18 protein-coding genes and 1 rRNA gene are annotated in these 19,178 nt (G+C 55.9%); 16 read left to right on the top strand and 3 right to left on the bottom strand.

Annotation, left to right across the window (positions count from 1 at the left end; genetic code table 11):
* The first annotated feature begins 99 nt into the window (after positions 1–99).
* From udp to tatD, 9 genes are all read left to right on the top strand, one after another.
* Entirely contained in the window at positions 100–861 is a 762-nt protein-coding gene (gene udp / locus FNY10_RS25475; protein WP_004869655.1) for a uridine phosphorylase, read from the top strand.
* 139 nt (positions 862–1,000) lie between these two features.
* Positions 1,001–2,449 carry a DNA recombination protein RmuC gene (rmuC, locus tag FNY10_RS25480; RefSeq protein WP_131050045.1) on the top strand — a complete coding sequence of 483 codons (1,449 nt, stop codon included), beginning with the start codon at positions 1,001–1,003 and terminating at the stop codon, positions 2,447–2,449.
* A gap of 66 nt (positions 2,450–2,515) precedes the next feature.
* Complete coding sequence (gene ubiE, locus FNY10_RS25485; protein WP_100685974.1) at positions 2,516–3,271, top strand: bifunctional demethylmenaquinone methyltransferase/2-methoxy-6-polyprenyl-1,4-benzoquinol methylase UbiE; 756 nt, start codon at positions 2,516–2,518, stop codon at positions 3,269–3,271.
* Positions 3,272–3,284: 13 nt separating this feature from the next.
* On the top strand, positions 3,285–3,890 hold the full coding sequence (gene ubiJ, locus FNY10_RS25490) for a ubiquinone biosynthesis protein UbiJ (protein ID WP_160704083.1): 606 nt from the start codon (positions 3,285–3,287) through the stop codon (positions 3,888–3,890).
* Entirely contained in the window at positions 3,887–5,527 is a 1,641-nt protein-coding gene (gene ubiB / locus FNY10_RS25495) for a ubiquinone biosynthesis regulatory protein kinase UbiB (RefSeq protein WP_100685976.1), read from the top strand. The genes ubiJ and ubiB overlap by 4 nt, the downstream gene beginning before the upstream one ends.
* Positions 5,528–5,658: 131 nt before the next feature.
* Positions 5,659–5,910 (top strand): Sec-independent protein translocase subunit TatA, encoded by a 252-nt coding sequence (tatA, locus tag FNY10_RS25500; RefSeq protein ID WP_100685977.1) that lies wholly within the window; start codon positions 5,659–5,661, stop codon positions 5,908–5,910.
* Between the two features lie 3 nt (positions 5,911–5,913).
* Positions 5,914–6,456 (top strand): Sec-independent protein translocase protein TatB, encoded by a 543-nt coding sequence (tatB, locus tag FNY10_RS25505; RefSeq protein WP_131050047.1) that lies wholly within the window; start codon positions 5,914–5,916, stop codon positions 6,454–6,456.
* Positions 6,457–6,458: 2 nt separating this feature from the next.
* Complete coding sequence (gene tatC / locus FNY10_RS25510) at positions 6,459–7,232, top strand: Sec-independent protein translocase subunit TatC (RefSeq protein ID WP_100685979.1); 774 nt, start codon at positions 6,459–6,461, stop codon at positions 7,230–7,232.
* Positions 7,233–7,259: 27 nt separating this feature from the next.
* On the top strand, positions 7,260–8,054 hold the full coding sequence (gene tatD, locus FNY10_RS25515; RefSeq protein ID WP_160704453.1) for a 3'-5' ssDNA/RNA exonuclease TatD: 795 nt from the start codon (positions 7,260–7,262) through the stop codon (positions 8,052–8,054).
* 8 nt (positions 8,055–8,062) lie between these two features.
* Here tatD and rfaH read toward each other — a convergent pair whose 3' ends face one another.
* A complete protein-coding gene (gene rfaH / locus FNY10_RS25520; RefSeq protein WP_131050049.1) occupies positions 8,063–8,551 on the bottom strand; it encodes a transcription/translation regulatory transformer protein RfaH in 489 nt (162 codons plus the stop codon).
* A gap of 177 nt (positions 8,552–8,728) precedes the next feature.
* Between rfaH and ubiD the strand changes: the two genes are divergently transcribed.
* Together ubiD and fre are read left to right on the top strand one after the other, a co-directional pair.
* A complete protein-coding gene (ubiD, locus tag FNY10_RS25525) occupies positions 8,729–10,198 on the top strand; it encodes a 4-hydroxy-3-polyprenylbenzoate decarboxylase (RefSeq protein ID WP_100685982.1) in 1,470 nt (489 codons plus the stop codon).
* A gap of 55 nt (positions 10,199–10,253) precedes the next feature.
* Positions 10,254–10,955 (top strand): NAD(P)H-flavin reductase, encoded by a 702-nt coding sequence (gene fre, locus FNY10_RS25530; RefSeq protein ID WP_004869682.1) that lies wholly within the window; start codon positions 10,254–10,256, stop codon positions 10,953–10,955.
* A 205-nt stretch (positions 10,956–11,160) separates the two neighbouring features.
* Here the strand turns inward: fre and fadA are convergent, their stop codons facing one another.
* A complete protein-coding gene (fadA, locus tag FNY10_RS25535; RefSeq protein WP_160704081.1) occupies positions 11,161–12,324 on the bottom strand; it encodes an acetyl-CoA C-acyltransferase FadA in 1,164 nt (387 codons plus the stop codon).
* Positions 12,325–12,333: 9 nt separating this feature from the next.
* Positions 12,334–14,523 (bottom strand): fatty acid oxidation complex subunit alpha FadB, encoded by a 2,190-nt coding sequence (gene fadB, locus FNY10_RS25540; RefSeq protein ID WP_160704079.1) that lies wholly within the window; start codon positions 14,521–14,523, stop codon positions 12,334–12,336.
* Between the two features lie 190 nt (positions 14,524–14,713).
* Between fadB and pepQ the strand changes: the two genes are divergently transcribed.
* From pepQ to FNY10_RS25565, 5 genes are all read left to right on the top strand, one after another.
* The gene (gene pepQ, locus FNY10_RS25545; RefSeq protein ID WP_160704077.1) at positions 14,714–16,045 is read left to right on the top strand and encodes a Xaa-Pro dipeptidase; all 1,332 of its coding nucleotides are present in this window, start codon (positions 14,714–14,716) and stop codon (positions 16,043–16,045) included.
* Positions 16,045–16,659 (top strand): IMPACT family protein, encoded by a 615-nt coding sequence (locus FNY10_RS25550; protein WP_100685987.1) that lies wholly within the window; start codon positions 16,045–16,047, stop codon positions 16,657–16,659. Before pepQ ends, FNY10_RS25550 begins: the two co-directional genes overlap by 1 nt.
* A 41-nt stretch (positions 16,660–16,700) precedes the next feature.
* On the top strand, positions 16,701–18,152 hold the full coding sequence (gene trkH, locus FNY10_RS25555; RefSeq protein WP_100685988.1) for a Trk system potassium transporter TrkH: 1,452 nt from the start codon (positions 16,701–16,703) through the stop codon (positions 18,150–18,152).
* 11 nt (positions 18,153–18,163) lie between these two features.
* Positions 18,164–18,697 (top strand): menaquinone-dependent protoporphyrinogen IX dehydrogenase, encoded by a 534-nt coding sequence (gene hemG / locus FNY10_RS25560; protein ID WP_131050053.1) that lies wholly within the window; start codon positions 18,164–18,166, stop codon positions 18,695–18,697.
* Between the two features lie 393 nt (positions 18,698–19,090).
* Positions 19,091–19,178 (top strand): 16S ribosomal RNA (locus tag FNY10_RS25565); the annotation flags it as partial.

Raw genomic sequence — 19,178 nt, forward strand, 5'->3', positions numbered from 1 at the left:
TTTTTGTTCATGGTGATTTTTGTCACAAAATTAAGCAAATAGCTTCTGTACAGTACCGTTTTGCTTCTGCTGATAATTCGACCCACAGAGGAGTTTTTTATGTCTAAGTCTGATGTTTTTCATCTCGGCCTCACCAAAAACGATTTACAAGGGGCTACGCTGGCTATCGTCCCTGGCGATCCGGAGCGTGTGGAAAAGATCGCCGCGCTGATGGATAAGCCGGTCAAACTGGCATCTCATCGCGAATTTACCTCCTGGCGTGCTGAACTGGATGGCAAGTCGGTCATTGTCTGCTCTACCGGTATCGGCGGCCCGTCAACGTCCATTGCCGTTGAAGAACTGGCGCAACTGGGGATTCGGACCTTCCTGCGTATCGGCACCACCGGTGCTATCCAGCCACACATTAACGTCGGCGACGTGCTGGTCACCACCGCATCCGTACGTCTCGACGGCGCGAGTCTGCACTTTGCGCCGATGGAATACCCGGCGGTGGCTGACTTTGCCTGCACCACTGCGCTGGTGGAAGCGGCAAAATCGATCGGGGCGACCACCCATATCGGCGTGACCGCATCGTCTGACACCTTCTACCCAGGCCAGGAGCGCTACGACACCTTCTCCGGTCGCGTGGTCAGCCGTTTTAAAGGTTCTATGGAAGAGTGGCAGTCCATGGGAGTCATGAACTACGAGATGGAGTCGGCGACCCTGCTGACCATGTGCGCCAGCCAGGGGCTGCGTGCCGGGATGGTCGCCGGAGTTATCGTCAACCGTACCCAGCAGGAAATTCCGAACGCGGAAACCATGAAGCAAACCGAAAGTCACGCGGTAAAAATCGTCGTGGAAGCGGCTCGCCGCCTGCTGTAATTCCTCGCTTCTCACCCCAGGGCCGGATCTTCCGGCCTTTGTTTTTTGCGCGGCGCCTCGCAGGAAATCGCTTTTAAACTGGACGTTTATACAGCACAATTCTATTTTTGTGTCGTAAGCTGTTGCCGCAGGGGGCGTTGTGGATATCTCGATTGTGATAAGTGCCGTTGTGGCGCTGGCCGTAGGGCTGGTCGCAGGATGGCTGGCGACCAAAGCCAAAGCTGACCAGGTGCGCGCCGATCTTATCGAGGAGCGTCGCGAACTGGATATCGAACTCAGCGCCGCGCGCCAGCAGCTGGTGCAGGAGGCCCACTGGCGCGATGAATGCGAGCTGCTGAATAACGAACTGCGCAGCCTGCGCGACATCAATAGCTCTCTGGAGGCCGATCTCCGCGAAGTCACCACCCGCCTTGAATCTACCCGGATACACGCCGAGGATAAAATTCGTCAGATGGCGAACAGCGAACAGCGTCTGAGCGAACAGTTTGAAAACCTCGCAAACCGCATTTTCGAACACAGCAACCGGCGCGTTGAGGAGCAGAACCGGCAGAGTTTGCATGGCCTGCTGACGCCGCTGCGTGAACAGCTGGACGGTTTCCGTCGCCAGGTGCAGGACAGTTTTGGCCAGGAGGCGCGTGAGCGGCATACCCTGGCTCATGAGATCCGCAATCTGCAGCAGCTGAACGCGCAGATGGCGCAGGAGGCGTTGAACCTGACCCGGGCGTTGAAAGGGGATAACAAAACGCAGGGTAACTGGGGCGAAGTGGTGTTAACCCGCGTGCTGGAAGCTTCCGGGCTACGTGAAGGGTATGAATACCAGACCCAGGTCAGTATCGAAACGGAAAGTCGTTCGCGCATGCAGCCCGATGTGATCGTCCGCCTGCCGCAGGGGAAGGACGTGGTCATTGATGCCAAAATGACGCTGGTTGCCTACGAACGCTATTTTAATGCCGAAGACGACTATACCCGCGAGGCGGCGTTGCAGGAGCATATCGCCTCGGTACGTAACCATATTCGCCTGCTCGGGCGTAAAGATTATCAGCAGCTGCCGGGCCTGCGTTCGCTCGACTATGTGCTGATGTTTATTCCCGTGGAGCCGGCTTTCCTGCTGGCTATCGACCGTCAGCCTGAGCTTATCAGCGAAGCGCTGAAGAACAACATTATGCTGGTCAGCCCGACGACGCTGCTGGTGGCGCTGCGCACGATTGCCAATCTCTGGCGCTATGAACATCAAAGTCGCAATGCGCAGAAAATCGCTGAGCGCGCAGGTCGGCTGTACGACAAAATGCGATTGTTCGTTGATGATATGTCCGCCATCGGGCAGAGCCTGGATAAAGCTCAGGATAACTATCGTCAGGCGATGAAAAAGCTGGCTTCCGGGCGCGGGAATCTGCTGGTACAGGCAGAAGCGTTCCGCGGTCTTGGCGTTGAAGTGAAGCGCGGGATTAATCCTGATTTAGTCGATCGGGCAACGGCTCATGACGATGAGTATCGTTCTGAAGAAGACCAAAAAGCGCTTGAAGATAACGAATTTACCGCCGATCCGGCCGATGAGGTGATGCCCGGCGAGCCCGCTACGCCGCGTTGAAGCGTATGGGAAATGCGCTGAATCTGTTACACTCGGTGAACATTTTCTTGATAAGCAGGCATTAAGATGGTTGAGGATTCACAAGAAACGACGCACTTTGGTTTTCAGACGGTAGCCAAAGAGCAGAAGGCGGACATGGTGGCGCATGTATTCCATTCTGTGGCCGCAAAATATGATGTTATGAATGATCTGATGTCGTTCGGGATTCATCGTTTGTGGAAGCGTTTCACCATCGATTGCAGCGGCGTGCGCCGTGGACAGACCGTTCTGGATCTGGCCGGCGGCACCGGCGACCTGACGGCGAAGTTCTCTCGCCTGGTGGGTGAAACGGGTCGCGTCATGCTGGCGGATATCAACGACTCCATGCTGAAAATGGGGCGCGAAAAGCTGCGCAACATCGGTATCGTCGGCAATGTTGAATACATCCAGGCTAACGCGGAAGCGCTGCCGTTTGCCGACAACACTTTTGACTGCATCACGATTTCGTTTGGTCTGCGTAACGTCACCGATAAAGACAAAGCGTTGCGTTCAATGTATCGCGTCCTGAAGCCGGGCGGTCGTCTGCTGGTGCTGGAGTTCTCGAAACCGATTATTGAGCCACTCAGCAAAGCCTATGACGCCTACTCTTTCCACGTGCTGCCGCGCGTAGGGGAACTGGTTGCCAAAGACGGTGAAAGCTATCGCTACCTGGCGGAGTCTATTCGCATGCACCCGAATCAGGAGACCCTGAAGGCCATGATGCAGGACGCCGGTTTTGAAAGCGTCGACTACTACAACCTGACGGCTGGTATCGTTGCGTTGCACCGCGGTTATAAGTTCTGACAGGGGGGATCGCATGCCTTTCAAACCACTGGTTACCGCTGGCATTGAAACCGCTCTCAACACCTTTCTCTGGCGCGACAAAGCGTTAAAACCTGCTCGCCAGCGTCTGCTGGGGAAGGTGCTGCGCGTTGAGCTGAAGGAGCTATCGACGCCGGTTGTGCTGGTCTTCGGCGAGCGTCAGGTGGATGTGCTGGGGGACTGGGAAGGCGATGCCGACTGTACCGTCATTACCCGCCTCAGCGTGCTGCCCCAACTGCGCAACCGTCAACAGCTCACCGCGCTTATTCGCAGCGGTGACCTGGAAGTGCAGGGCGATCTGCAGGTGGTGCAGAACACGGTGGCGCTATGTGACCTGGCGGAATTCGATCCTGCTGAACTGCTGGCGCCTTACACCGGCGATATCGTTGCGGAAGGGATCAGCAAGGTCTTTCGTTCCGGAGCGCGCTTTCTGCGGCACGGCGCCCGGCGTCAGCAGCGCTATGTCGCTGAGGCGCTGACCGAAGAGTGGCGTATGGCGCCAGGGCCGCTGGAAATGGCCTGGTTTGGCGAAGAAACCGCGGCTGTAGAACGCGCGCTTTCCGTACTGGAAAAACGGCTGGAAACGCTGGAGGGCAAATGACGCCAGGAGAATTACGGCGCCTGTATCTTATTATCCGCACCTTTTTGAGCTATGGGCTTGATGAGCTCATTCCCAAAATGCGTATCACGTTGCCGCTGCGTATCGGGCGGCGAATGCTGTTCTGGATGCCGAATCGTCATAAAAACCAACCCCTCGGTGAACGTCTGCGTCTTGCTCTGCAGGAGCTGGGGCCGGTGTGGATCAAGTTCGGCCAGATGCTCTCCACCCGCCGCGATCTGTTCCCGCCGCAAATTGCCGATCAGCTCGCGCTACTGCAGGATCGCGTGGCTCCCTTCGATGGTCGGCTGGCGAAACAGCAGATCGAACAGGCGATGGGCGGCCTCCCCGTAGAGGCCTGGTTTGACGATTTCTCGATTGAACCGCTGGCATCGGCTTCTATCGCGCAGGTCCATACCGCACGGCTGAAAGAGAACGGCAAAGAGGTCGTTATCAAGGTGATCCGCCCGGACATTGTGCCGGTGATTAAAGCGGACATGAAACTTATCTATCGTCTTGCGCGCTGGGTGCCGCGTTTACTGCCCGACGGGCGCCGCCTGCGCCCGCAGGAAGTGGTTCGCGAATACGAAAAAACGCTGCTGGACGAACTCAATCTGTTACGCGAATCGGCTAACGCCATTCAGCTGCGGCGTAACTTTGAAGACAGCCCGATGCTGTATGTACCGGAGGTCTACTCCGATTACTGTAGCGAAAACATGATGGTCATGGAGCGGATTTACGGGATCCCGGTTTCCGACGTGGAGGCGCTGGAGGCGCAGGGCACGAACATGAAGCTGCTGGCGGAACGCGGCGTGCAGGTCTTTTTCACCCAGGTGTTCCGCGACAGCTTCTTCCACGCGGATATGCATCCGGGCAATATTTTTGTCAGCTACAACCATCCGGAGAACCCCCAGTACATCGGGATTGACTGCGGCATCGTGGGGTCGCTGAACAAAGAGGATAAGCGCTACCTGGCGGAAAACTTCATCGCCTTCTTCAACCGCGACTATCGTAAAGTCGCCGAGCTGCACGTGGATTCCGGCTGGGTTCCTGCGGATACCAATGTTGAAGAGTTCGAGTTTGCTATTCGCACCGTTTGCGAACCGATCTTCGAGAAGCCGCTGGCTGAGATCTCGTTTGGCCATGTGCTGTTGAACCTGTTCAACACCGCCCGGCGCTTTAATATGGAAGTGCAGCCGCAGCTGGTGTTGCTGCAGAAGACATTACTTTACGTAGAAGGGGTAGGCCGCCAGCTCTATCCTCAGTTAGACTTGTGGAAAACGGCGAAACCTTTCCTTGAGTCGTGGATTAAAGATCAGGTCGGCATTCCGGCGCTGGTGCGTGCGTTTAAAGAAAAAGCGCCGTTCTGGATCGAAAGAATGCCGGAAATACCTGAACTGGTGTACCAGACTTTGCAGCAGAGCAAGCAGCTGCAGACCAGCGTGGATAGCATTGCGCGCGACTTCCAGGTGCGACATGTTCGCCAGGGGCAGTCCCGTTATCTGTTTGGTATAGGCGCGGTTCTGTTACTGAGTGGTACGCTGTTATTTATCCACCGCCCGGAATGGGGCATGATGCCAGGCTGGCTGATGGCCGCTGGCGCGGTGTCCTGGCTGATTGGCTGGCGGAAAACGCACTGATGGCAAGCGCCTTGATCGCAGCGCATTCGTTTTTGCGCGAAATCATGCGAGCGGCCTGACAGAGAGGCGGCCCGCGGGATGACGTGTATAATGCGTCCTAATAATTCATCATCTGTCATAGAGGAACGTGTATGGGTGGTATCAGTATTTGGCAGTTATTAATTGTCGTCGTCATTGTGGTTCTGCTTTTCGGGACGAAAAAGCTGAGCTCGCTGGGATCAGATTTGGGGGCATCGATCAAAGGCTTTAAAAAAGCCATGAGCGATGATGAAAAACCTGAAAATTCTGCTCCGGATGCAGATTTCACGGCGAAATCGATCGCCGATAAGCCGGATGATGCGAAAAAAGACGAGACAAAACGCCACGACAAAGAGCAGGTGTAATTCGTGTTCGATATCGGTTTTAGTGAACTACTGCTGGTGTTCGTCATTGGCCTCATTGTCCTGGGGCCACAGCGACTGCCTGTAGCGGTAAAAACGGTGGCCAGCTGGATTCGCACGTTACGATCGCTGGCGGCTACCGTACAAAATGAGATCACTCAGGAACTAAAACTGCAGGAGTTCCAGGAAAGCCTGAAGAAAGTGGAAAAGGCGAGCCTGGAGAACCTGACGCCGGAGCTGAAAGCGTCAATGGATGAGCTGCGTGAAGCCGCTGAATCGATGAAACGCTCTTATACCGCCCATGATCCTGAGAAAGCGAGCGACGAAGCAAACACGATTCATAACCCGGTAGTGAAGGGTAGTGAAGCGCAGCGCCAGAATATTACGCCGGCGACGGCTGAACATCAGGCCAGTGCGCCTGTGCATGCGCCGGAAGAGAGTGTTGCTGAAGCCTCCCCCGCTACGCAGCCGGAGCCTCTCCCGGCCGCCAAAGAAAAAGTGGCCGTCACCGCTTCCGATTCCTCCCCTGCATCGAGTGATAAACCGTAAAAATGGGCGTAGAAGATACTCAACCGCTAATTTCGCATTTGATTGAGCTGCGTAAGCGCCTGATCAATAGCATCATCGCGATACTGGTCATTTTTCTGGCGTTAGTGTACTTCGCCAACGACATCTATCAGCTGGTTTCCGCACCGCTTATCCGGCAGATGCCGGTGGGTGCAACGATGATCGCCACCGACGTGGCTTCCCCTTTCTTTACACCGATCAAACTGACCTTCATGGTCTCGGTGATTCTGTCGGTGCCGGTTATTCTTTACCAGGTCTGGGCGTTTGTTGCCCCGGCGTTGTATAAGCATGAGCGTCGGCTGGTGATGCCGCTGCTGGTTTCCAGTACGCTGCTGTTCTATATCGGTATGGCCTTTGCCTATTTTGTCGTTTTCCCGCTGGCGTTTGGCTTCCTGACGCACGCGGCGCCGGAGGGCGTGCAGGTCTCGACGGATATTCGCAGCTATCTCGATTTCGTCATGGCGTTGTTTATCGCCTTTGGCGTTTCGTTTGAAGTGCCGGTTGCGATCGTGCTGCTGTGCTGGATGGGCGTCACGACCCCGGACGATTTGCGTAAGAAGCGCCCGTACGTACTGGTGGGGGCATTCGTCGTCGGTATGCTGCTGACGCCACCGGATGTCTTCTCGCAAACGCTGCTGGCGATTCCGATGTACTGCTTGTTTGAGATTGGGGTTTTCTTCGCGCGTTTCTATACCGGAAAACGTCTGACGCGTGACGAGGATGCCGCCGCTGAAGAAGCGGGCAGCAAAGAAGAGTAACCAGCCGCCCGTCAGGGCGGTTGTCATATTGGAGAAGCGATGTTTGATATCGGCGTCAATCTGACCAGTCCACAGTTTTCCCGCGATCGCGATGAGGTCGTGGCACGCGCTCAGGCGGCGGGCGTGACCGGCATGCTGTTCACCGGGACTAACCTGCATGAAAGCGAGCAGGCCCGACAGCTGGCACATCGCTATACCCGCTGCTGGTCAACCGCCGGTGTGCATCCGCATGACAGCAGCAGCTGGACGGCGTCGGTGGCCGATTCCCTCTCTCAGCTGGCGCGCCAGCCGGAGGTTGTTGCTATCGGTGAATGTGGGCTGGACTTCAACCGCAACTTTTCAACCCCTCAGGAGCAAGAAGCCGCCTTCAGCGCGCAGCTGGCGCTGGCAGCCGAGCTGTCTATGCCGGTTTTTTTGCACTGCCGCGATGCCCATGAACGTTTTCTGACGCTCCTCACGCCCTGGCTGGATAAACTGCCTGGTGCGGTGCTGCACTGCTTCACCGGAACCCGCGAAGAAATGCGTGCCTGTGTGAACCACGGTTTGTATATTGGCATCACTGGCTGGGTCTGCGATGAGCGACGAGGGCTTGAGCTGCGCGAGCTGCTGCCGGATATCCCGGCACAACGCCTGTTGATTGAAACGGATGCCCCGTATCTGTTGCCCCGCGATCTTAGTCCGAAGCCCGCTTCCCGCCGGAACGAACCGGTATACCTGCCGCATATTGTGGCCAGTATTGCCGGATGGCGCGGGGAGGAGGCTCAGCGGCTGGAAGAGATCGCTGACGCGAATGTCAGAACGCTCTTTGGCATCCGTTTTTAAGCGTACCGTCAGATTTTATGAAAGTCGGTATTTTTGACGCTTTGCAGTACCTGTTTGTTAAGCAGATTCAGCAGCAGCATGGAGCGCGCTTCACCATCCGGTTCGCTAAAGATAGCCTGCAGGCCTTCAAACGCGCCGTCGGTAATCAAGACGAAGTCGCCTTCGTGCGGCGTTTCCGGGTCGGTGATACCTTCCGGCTTATAGATAGAGAGCTGGTGAATGACCGCGGACGGTACCGTGGCTGGCTGGGCGCCAAAACGAACGAAGCTGTTCACACCTCGCGTGGCGCTGATAGTCGTCGTGTGGATAATTTCCGGATCGAATTCGACAAACAGGTAATTGGGGAACAAAGGTTCACTCACCGTAGTGCGTTTGCCGCGGATGATTTTTTCCAGTGCGATCGTCGGCATCAGGCAATTCACTGCCTGTCGTTCGAGGTGTTCCTGGGCGCGCTGAAGCTGCCCACGTTTGCAATACAGTAAATACCAGGCTTGCATAATAACTCTTTCCACTCTATTAGCAGCAAGCATAACAAAAGCCTGGTGCGATCGCGAAAGCCAATATAAGTGAAATCAAAAATTCTATGTTCTTTCACTCTAATTTAACAAAAATACAGCATGGCGCTGGCGAACACCGTATAATCAGCCGCCTGTATAGAGGTTAATAATAACTCCATGAAATACCACGATCTACGCGACTTTCTGACATTGCTGGAGCAGCAGGGCGAACTGAAAAGAATATCCCTGCCGGTCGATCCGCACCTTGAGATCACCGAAATTGCCGATCGCACTTTACGTGCCGGCGGCCCGGCCCTGCTCTTCGAAAACCCGAAAGGCTACACCATGCCCGTGTTGTGCAATCTGTTTGGCACCCCGCGTCGCGTCGCCATGGGAATGGGGCAGGAGGATGTCAGCTCGCTGCGTGAAGTGGGTAAACTGTTGGCTTTTCTGAAAGAGCCGGAACCGCCGAAAGGCTTTCGCGATCTGTTCGATAAGCTGCCGCAGTTCAGGCAGGTATTGAATATGCCGACGAAGCGTCTGCGCGGAGCGCCTTGCCAGCAAAAAATCATTGAAGGCGACAGCGTTGATCTGACGCGTATTCCGATCATGACCTGCTGGCCGGAAGATGCTGCTCCGCTGATTACCTGGGGACTGACGGTCACGCGCGGTCCGCACAAAGAGCGGCAGAACCTGGGCATCTATCGCCAGCAGCTCATTGGTAAGAATAAGCTCATCATGCGCTGGCTCTCCCATCGCGGCGGCGCGCTGGATTTCCAGGAGTGGTGCGCGGCTCATCCGGGCGAACGTTTTCCGGTCTCCGTGGCGCTGGGCGCTGACCCGGCGACCATTCTTGGTGCCGTGACTCCGGTTCCCGATACGCTTTCAGAATATGCGTTTGCCGGCCTGCTACGCGGCACCAAAACCGAAGTGGTGAAGTGCGTTTCCAACGATCTTGAAGTACCGGCCAGCGCGGAAATTGTGCTGGAAGGGTATATTGAGCCCGGTGAAATGGCGCCGGAAGGGCCGTATGGCGATCATACCGGCTACTACAATGAAGTGGATAATTTCCCGGTATTTACGGTCACGCATATCACCCAGCGTGAAGATGCGATTTATCACTCAACGTATACCGGGCGCCCGCCAGATGAACCTGCGGTCCTGGGCGTCGCACTGAATGAAGTCTTCGTGCCGATCCTGCAAAAGCAGTTCCCGGAAATTGTTGATTTCTACCTGCCGCCGGAAGGGTGTTCCTATCGTCTGGCCGTGGTCACGATGAAGAAACAGTACGCTGGCCATGCAAAACGGGTGATGATGGGCGTCTGGTCGTTCCTGCGCCAGTTTATGTACACCAAGTTCGTGATCGTCTGCGATGATGACGTCAATGCGCGCGACTGGAACGACGTCATCTGGGCGATTACTACCCGTATGGACCCGGCTCGTGATACGGTACTGGTAGAAAATACGCCGATCGATTACCTGGATTTTGCCTCGCCGGTTTCCGGCCTGGGTTCAAAAATGGGGCTGGATGCCACAAATAAATGGCCAGGCGAAACCCAGCGTGAATGGGGTCGTCCTATTAAGAAAGATCCTGAGGTGACGGCACGTGTTGACGCCATCTGGGATGAGCTGGCTATCTTTAAATAACAGTAAGCGGGGCTAACGCCGCTGTTTTGCTCTATAGACCCGACAGAGGGGACGCATGACAACCTTAAGCTGTAAAGTGACCTCGGTGGAGGCAATTACCGATACCGTGTATCGCGTTCGATTAGTGCCGGAAGCGGCGTTTTCTTTCCGCGCTGGTCAATATTTGATGGTGGTAATGGACGAGCGCGACAAGCGTCCGTTCTCCATGGCTTCCACACCGGCGGAGCAGGAATGTATTGAACTGCATATTGGCGCCTCTGAGCTCAACCTGTATGCGATGGCGGTCATGGATCGCATTCTGAAAGAGCGCGAGATCGAGGTTGATATTCCGCATGGTGAAGCCTGGCTGCGTGAGGATGAAGATCGTCCGCTGATTCTTATCGCCGGAGGAACCGGGTTCTCCTATGTGCGTTCCATTCTGCTCACGGCGCTGGCCCGCAACCCGAACCGCGATATCGCAGTGTACTGGGGCGGTCGCGAAGCGAAACATCTCTACGATCTGGCTGAGCTGGAAGCGCTGAGCGTGGAACACCCGGGTCTGCGTGTTGAGCCGGTTGTGGAACAGCCGGAAGAAGAGTGGCGTGGGCGCTCTGGCACCGTGTTGACCGCGGTACTGCAGGACTATGGCACCCTGGCAGAGCATGATATTTATATTGCCGGCCGCTTCGAGATGGCAAAAATTGCCCGTGAGCTGTTCTGTAATGAGCGCAATGCCCGCGAAGATCGCCTGTTCGGCGATGCGTTTGCCTTTATCTGATTCTCACGCCCTTTTCTTCAGGGAGAGGGGCAGAGAACGACAGAAATAAAAAACCCGCCCCTGACAGGCGGGAAAAACGGCAACTAAACGCTTCTCTCTGCGCCAATGACGTCAATGGCGGTGAGATACCTCTGTAGGCCGGATAAGCGTTGCGCCCCGGGCAAAAGCCCGATGGCGCGTGGCTTATCCGGCCTGAGTTGTTGGTTTACACTCTCTCAAATACCGTGGCGATCCCCTGACCTAAACCAATACACATAGTGGCAAGACCGAACTGCGCGTCTTTGCGCTCCATCTGGTTAAGTAAGGTGGTACTGATGCGCGCGCCCGAGCAGCCAAGCGGGTGACCAAGGGCAATCGCGCCGCCGTTAAGATTGATCTTCTCGTCGATCTGCTCCATCAGGCCAAGATCTTTAATGCACGGCAGGATCTGCGCGGCAAAGGCCTCGTTCATTTCAAAAACGTCGATATCGCTGGTAGTCAGTCCGGCCTTTTTCAGCGCCAGCTTCGATGCCGGTACCGGACCATAGCCCATAATCGATGGATCACAGCCGACCACCGCCATGGAGCGCACGCGAGCGCGCGGTTTCAGCCCCAGCTCGCGGGCGCGGCTTTCGCTCATTAATAACATGGCGGCTGCGCCGTCGGAGAGCGCGGATGAGGTACCCGCCGTGACGGTGCCGCTCACCGGGTCGAAGGCGGGCCTTAACGCCGCCAGCGCTTCCACGGTGGTTTCCGGGCGGATCACCTCGTCATAGTTAAATGACTTCAGCACGCCGTCGGCATCATGGCCGCCTGTCGGAATGATTTCCGCTTGAAATGCGCCGGACTGCGTTGCCGCCCATGCACGAGCGTGGGAACGCGCGGCGAACTGGTCCTGCATCTCCCGGCTGATACCGTGCAGACGCGCCAGCATTTCGGCGGTCAGCCCCATCATCCCGGCGGCTTTTGCCACGTTACGGCTCAGACCCGGGTGAAAATCCACGCCGTGACTCATCGGGACGTGGCCCATATGCTCGACGCCGCCAATCAGGCAGACGCTGGCGTCGCCGGTCATGATCATCCGCGCCGCATCGTGCAGCGCCTGCATCGATGAACCGCACAGGCGGTTGACCGTCGTCGCCGGTACCGAATGCGGGATCTCTGCGAGCAGCGCGGCGTTACGCGCAATGTTGAAACCTTGCTCCAGCGTTTGCTGTACGCAGCCCCAGTAGATATCGTCAATCGCGGCCGGATCAAGCGACGGGTTACGCGACAGCAGGCTACGCATCAGGTGCGCGGAGAGATCTTCCGCGCGCACGTGGCGAAAGGCGCCGCCCTTCGAACGGCCCATCGGGGTGCGAACTGCATCAACAATGACAACCTGTTCCATTGTGACTCCTTAAGCCGTTTTCAGAGCGCCCGCCGGGCGGGCTGGTTCTACCGGGGGATAATAGGGTTCGTTATGGCGTGCTTTATTACGCAGCCCTTCCGGCACTTCGTACAGCGGGCCGAGGTGTTGATACTGCTGCGCCATATTGAGATATTTTGCGCTGCCCTGGGTATCCAGCCAGCGGAATGCGCCGCCGTGGAACGGAGGGAAAGCAAGACCATAAACCAGCGCCATATCCGCTTCCGCCGGGCTGGCGATAATGCCTTCCTCCAGGCAGCGGACCACTTCGTTGACCATCGGAATCATCATCCGGGCGATAATCTCATCGTCGCTGAACTCACGCTGTGGCTGGCTGACTTCCGCCAGCAGCGCGTCGACGGCCGGATCTTCTTCTTTCTTCGGTTTGCCTTTACTGTCTTCTTTATACCGCCAGAAGCCGAGAGCGTTTTTCTGGCCGAAACGGCTGGCGTCGAACAGCGCGTCGATCGCGTCGCGATAATCTTTCTGCATGCGCTGCGGGAAGCCGGCGGCCATTACCGCCTGCGCGTGGTGCGCGGTATCGATACCGACCACGTCGAGCAGGTATGCCGGGCCCATTGGCCAGCCGAACAGTTTCTCCATCACCTTATCGACTTTGCGGAAGTCCGCGCCGTCGCGAAGCAGTTGGCTGAATCCGGCAAAGTAGGGGAACAGCACGCGGTTGACGAAGAAGCCGGGGCAGTCGTTAACCACGATCGGCGTTTTGCCCATTTTGCTCGCCCAGGCCACGACTTTTGCGATGGTGTCATCTGAGGTTTTTTCCCCGCGAATCACTTCTACCAGCGGCATGCGATGCACCGGGTTAAAGAAGTGCATACCGCAGAAGTTTTCCGGCCGCTTCAGGACGCTGGCCAGTTCACCGATTGGAATCGTTGAGGTGTTAGAAGCCAGAACCGTATCCGGGCGGACTTTCTCTTCGGTTTCCGCCAGCACGGCCTTTTTCACTTTCGGATTCTCGACGACGGCTTCGACCACGACATCTACGCGCTCAAAGCCAGCATAATCGAGGGTCGGGTGAATCGTGCCAATAACGCCGGCCAGCTTCAGCCCATCGATTTTGCCGCGCTCAAGCTGCTTGTTGAGCAGCTTAGCGGCTTCGTTCATGCCCAGCGTCAGCGATTTGTCGTTGATATCCTTCATAAGCACCGGCACGCCTTTCCAGGCGGACTGGTAGGCGATACCGCCCCCCATGATCCCGGCACCCAGCACGGCGGCCTGTTTCGGCGTCTCAACGTTTTTGGTCAGCTTCTTCGCTTTGGCTTTGACATACTGATCGTTAAGGAAGATACCAACCAGCGCGCGCGCCTCTTTGGTGTGCGCCAGCGGGACAAAGCTTTGGTTTTCCAGATTCAGGGCTTCTTCGCGGCCGAAACGCGCGGCCGCTTCGATGGTTTTTACCGCCGTCATCGGCGCCGGATAGTGCTTCCCGGCGGTCTGCGCCACCATGCCTTTGGCGATGGTGAAGCTCATGGCCGCTTCAATTTTACTGAGCTTCAATGGCTCCAGCTTCGGCTGGCGCTGCGCTTTCCAGTCCAGCTCGCCGTTAATAGCCTGACGCAGAATAGCAAGCGCGCCATCGCGCAGCTTCTCTGGTTTGACGATGCCATCGATGAGGCCGATTTTCAGCGCCTGATCGGCATCGACATCTTTGCCTGCGGCGATGATTTCCAGCGCGCTATCGGCGCCGAGCAGACGCGGCATGCGCACTGAGCCGCCGAAGCCCGGCATAATGCCCAGTTTGGTTTCCGGCAGGCCGATACGCAGATCCGGCGTAGCCAGACGGTAGTCTGTCGCCAGCACGCACTCGCAGCCGCCGCCCAGCGCATAGCCGTTCACCGCTGAAATAGTCGGCACCGGTAAATCTTCCAGACGGTTAAAGACGCTGTTAGCAAAATGGAGCCACTGGCTCAACTGCTCCTGTGGTACCTGGAACAGGGACAGAAATTCGGTAATGTCGGCGCCGACGATGAAGGCTGCTTTTCCGGATCGCAGCAGCAACCCCTTAAGGTCGTGTTGTTTTTCGAGCACCTCCAGCGCCTCACCGAGGCTGGCTACGGTTGCGGTATCGAGCTTGTTCACCGAGCCGGGAGCATCGAACACCAGTTCGGCAATGCCATCGTCCAGCCAGTCGAGGTACAGGTTGTCGCCTTTGTAGAGCATGTCAGTCTCCTGAATCCAGCAATGTGATCTGGTCGTACCAGATGCAACGGAGTGTGGGATTTATGTTAAAGAATTGCAAACGAGTCTTTAAATAAATGCTGGCCTGATCACACCCGGCGGAAATCACCCTGCCTGGGGCCGATGTGCTAAGATGCGGGGAATCACATCTAATAAAAGCAAAGGATGAAAGATGGAATCACTAGCCGCGCTCTATAAAAATCATATCGTTACCCTACAAGAACGTACCCGTGATGCTTTGGCTCGTTTTAATCTTGATGCGTTGCTGATTCACTCCGGCGAGCTGATCAATGTCTTCCTGGACGACCATCCGTACCCGTTTAAGGTCAATCCGCAATTTAAATCCTGGGTCCCGGTGACGCAGGTGCCCAACTGCTGGCTGCTGGTTGATGGCGTCAACAAGCCGAAACTGTGGTTCTACCTGCCGGTCGATTACTGGCATAACGTTGAACCGCTGCCGACCTCGTTCTGGACGGAAGAGGTTGAAGTGATTGCCCTGCCGAAAGCCGACGGCATCGGTAGCCAGCTGCCTGCGGCGCGCGGCAATATCGCCTATATCGGGCCGGTGCCGGAGCGGGCGCTTGGTCTGGAGATTGCTGCCAGTCATATCAACCCGAAAGGGGTGATTGATTTCCTGCACTACTATCGTTCTTTTAAGACCGATTATGAGCTGGCCTGCATGCGCGAAGCGCAGAAGTCGGCGGTTAACGGGCATCGCGCGGCCCATGAGGCATTCCTCTCCGGAATGAGCGAATTCGATATCAACCAGGCGTATCTGACGGCTACCGGTCATCGCGACACCGATGTGCCTTACAGCAATATCGTGGCGCTTAACGAACACGCCTCTGTACTGCATTACACCAAACTGGATCATCGCGCGCCAGCAGAAGCGCGCAGCTTCTTACTGGATGCCGGGGCGGAATACAACGGCTACGCGGCAGACCTGACGCGTACCTGGGCGGCACATGGCGACAATGACTTTGCCCATTTGATTAAAGACGTTAACGATGAGCAGCTGGCTCTGATTAGCACGATGAAGGCGGGCAAAAGCTATGTGGATTACCACATCCAGTTCCACCAACGCATCGCTAAACTGTTGCGTAAGTACCAAATCGTGACCGACATGAGCGAAGAGGCCATGGTTGAAAACGATCTGACCGGGCCGTTTATGCCGCACGGTATCGGTCATCCGCTGGGCCTGCAGGTCCATGATGTGGCCGGTTTCATGCAGGATGATACCGGTACTCATCTGGCGGCGCCGTCGAAGTATCCGTATCTGCGCTGCACGCGTATTTTGCAGCCGCGTATGGTGCTGACCATCGAGCCGGGCATCTACTTTATTGAATCTCTGCTGGCGCCGTGGCGTGAAGGGCCGTTCAGCAAGCACTTCAACTGGCAAAAAATTGAAGCATTGAAGCCGTTTGGCGGCATCCGTATTGAAGATAACGTCGTCATCCACGAAAACAGTGTTGAAAATATGACGCGTGACCTGAAACTGGTGTAATGGAAAGTTGGTTGATACCGGCCGCGCCGGTGACCTTTGTCGAAGAGATTAAAAAAAGTCGTTTTATCACGCGGTTGGCGCATACCGATGGCGTGGTAGCGGCAAAGGCGTTTGTTGAGTCGGTCAGGGCGGAGCACCCTGACGCCCGTCATCATTGTGTGGCGTGGGTGGCCGGGCCACCCAATGACTCTCAACAGCTGGGCTTTTCCGACGATGGCGAACCAGCAGGCACCGCGGGTAAACCTATGCTGGCGCAGCTGATGGGCAGCGGCGTCGGCGAAATAACGGCCGTCGTGGTACGCTACTACGGCGGTATTTTGCTTGGAACCGGCGGTCTGGTTAAAGCGTATGGCGGTGGCGTTCATCAGGCCCTTGCCGGGCTGACAACGCAGCGCAAGACGCCGCTGACCGCATATACTTTGCAGTGTGAATATGGGCAGTTAGCCGGCATTGAAACGCTGTTGGCTCAGTTCTCAGGACAAATTGTCGATAGTGACTATCAGGCCTTCGTCAAGCTTCGTGTGGCGCTTCCGCAAGCTGAAGTGGTCTCTTTTTCGACAAAGCTGGCTGATTTTAGTCGTGGTTCGTTGCAATTACTGAAGATTGACGAATAATCCCCACCTGATTTTTTTGCATACCAAAGGAAGCGCCAGAGATGCATTTTCGCGCCATAACCCGAATCGTTGGACTGTTGGTCATTTTGTTTTCGGGGACGATGATCCTGCCGGGATTAGTGGCCCTGTTATACCGCGATGGCGCGGGGCGGGCGTTTACCCAGACCTTTTTTGTCGCGCTGGCGATAGGCTCTCTTCTATGGTGGCCGAACCGTCGTGAGAAGGGCGAACTGAAATCCCGCGAGGGTTTTCTGATTGTCGTACTCTTCTGGACCGTGCTGGGCAGCGTCGGTGCGCTACCGTTTATTTTCGCCGAACAGCCGAATCTGACGATAACGGATGCGTTTTTTGAGTCATTCTCGGGCCTGACCACAACGGGCGCTACCACCCTGGTGGGGCTGGACTCTTTACCTCATGCCATCCTCTTCTATCGACAGATGCTGCAGTGGTTTGGCGGTATGGGGATCATTGTGCTGGCGGTAGCAATACTGCCGATACTGGGCGTCGGCGGGATGCAGTTGTATCGGGCGGAAATGCCGGGACCACTGAAGGACAATAAGATGCGCCCGCGTATCGCCGAGACGGCCAAAACGCTGTGGCTTATCTACGTATTGTTGACGGTGGCCTGCGCGCTTGCGCTCTGGTTCGCGGGTATGCCGGCATTTGATGCCATCGGTCACAGCTTTTCGACTATCGCGATTGGCGGCTTCTCTACGCATGACGCCAGCGTAGGGTATTTTAACAGTCCAGCCATTAATACGATTATTGCGGTTTTCCTGCTGATCTCAGGCTGTAACTATGGCCTCCATTTTTCATTGCTCAGCGGCCGCAGTCTGAAGGTGTACTGGCGCGATCCTGAATTCCGCATGTTTATTGGTGTCCAACTGACGCTGGTGGTGATTTGTACGCTGGTGCTGTGGTTGCATGATGTGTACAGCTCGGCGCTGACGACGCTGAATCAGGCCTTCTTCCAGGTGGTTTCGATGGCGACGACGGCGGGCTTTACCACCGACAGCATCGCGCGCTGGCCGTTATTCCTGCCGGTGCTGCTATTGTGCTCGGCATTTATTGGCGGTTGTGCCGGGTCGACGGGCGGCGGTCTGAAAGTTATCCGCATATTGCTGTTGTTCAAGCAGGGGAACCGCGAACTCAAGCGGCTGGTGCATCCGAATGCGGTATATAGCATTAAGTTAGGTAACCGTGCGCTGCCGGAACGTATTCTGGAGGCGGTATGGGGATTCTTTTCTGCCTATGCGCTGGTGTTCATTATTAGCATGCTGGCTATCATCGCGACCGGAGTGGATGACTTTTCTGCTTTCGCCTCGGTTGTGGCAACGTTAAACAACCTCGGGCCAGGACTTGGCGTAGTGGCGGATAACTTCGCGACAATGAACCCGGTCGCGAAATGGATCTTGATTGCTAATATGCTGTTTGGTCGTCTGGAAGTGTTCACCTTACTGGTGCTCTTTACCCCCACTTTCTGGCGCGAATAACCGGAGTGCTTGTGAAAACGTTGATATTATTCTCCACCCGCGACGGGCAGACGCGTGAAATTGCCTCCTTTCTGGCCTCTGAGCTGAAAGAGCTGGGTATCGATGCGGATACGGTTAATCTCAACCGTACGGAAGAGGTTGAATGGCACCACTACGATCGCGTGGTGATTGGCGCCTCGATTCGTTACGGGCACTTTCATCCGGCGCTGGACCGTTTCGTGAAGAAACATCTGCAGTCGCTGAATGCGCTGCCGGGGGCATTTTTCTCGGTCAACCTCGTTGCGCGTAAGCCAGAGAAGCGCACGCCGCAGACCAATAGCTATACGCGTAAGTTTCTGCTGAATTCGCCATGGCAACCGCAGCGCAGCGCGGTGTTTGCCGGCGCGCTGCGCTACCCGCGCTATCGTTGGTACGATCGCTTCATGATTCGCCTGATAATGAAGATGACCGGCGGTGAAACGGATACCAGTAAAGAAGTCGTCTATACCGACTGGAAGCAGGTTGCCAATTTTGCGCAGGAAGTCGCACAAATGACGAGCAAATAGCACGTAAAATGGGCGTGATGGCGGGATTTTGAGCGGTTGAAAAGTTTTTTTAAAACAGGGCTTGTCAACGTCTCAGAACTCCCTATAATGCGCCTCCACTGACACGGAACAACGGCTTACAGGCCGCCGGGTCAGCAGGGTTTCTGCGGAAATCCTGCCAGAGAAAAGCAAAAATAAATGCTTGACTCTGAATGAGGAAAACGTATTATACGGGACCTCGCGACAGAGCGCTAAAGCGCGTCGCAACTGCTCTTTAACAATTTATCAGACAATCTGTGTGGGCACTCAAAGTGACATGGATTCTTAACGTCCTCGGACGAAAAATGAATACCAAGTCTCAGTGAGTGAACATACGTAATTCATTACGAAGTTTAATTCATGAGCATCAAACTTAAATTGAAGAGTTTGATCATGGCTCAGATTGAACGCTGGCGGCAGGCCTAACACATGCAAGTCGAACGGTAGCACAGAGAGCTTGCTC

Origin of the sequence: Klebsiella sp. Lac1 (assembly GCF_009825425.1) — a bacterium.
GTDB lineage: Bacteria > Pseudomonadota > Gammaproteobacteria > Enterobacterales > Enterobacteriaceae > Klebsiella > Klebsiella electrica.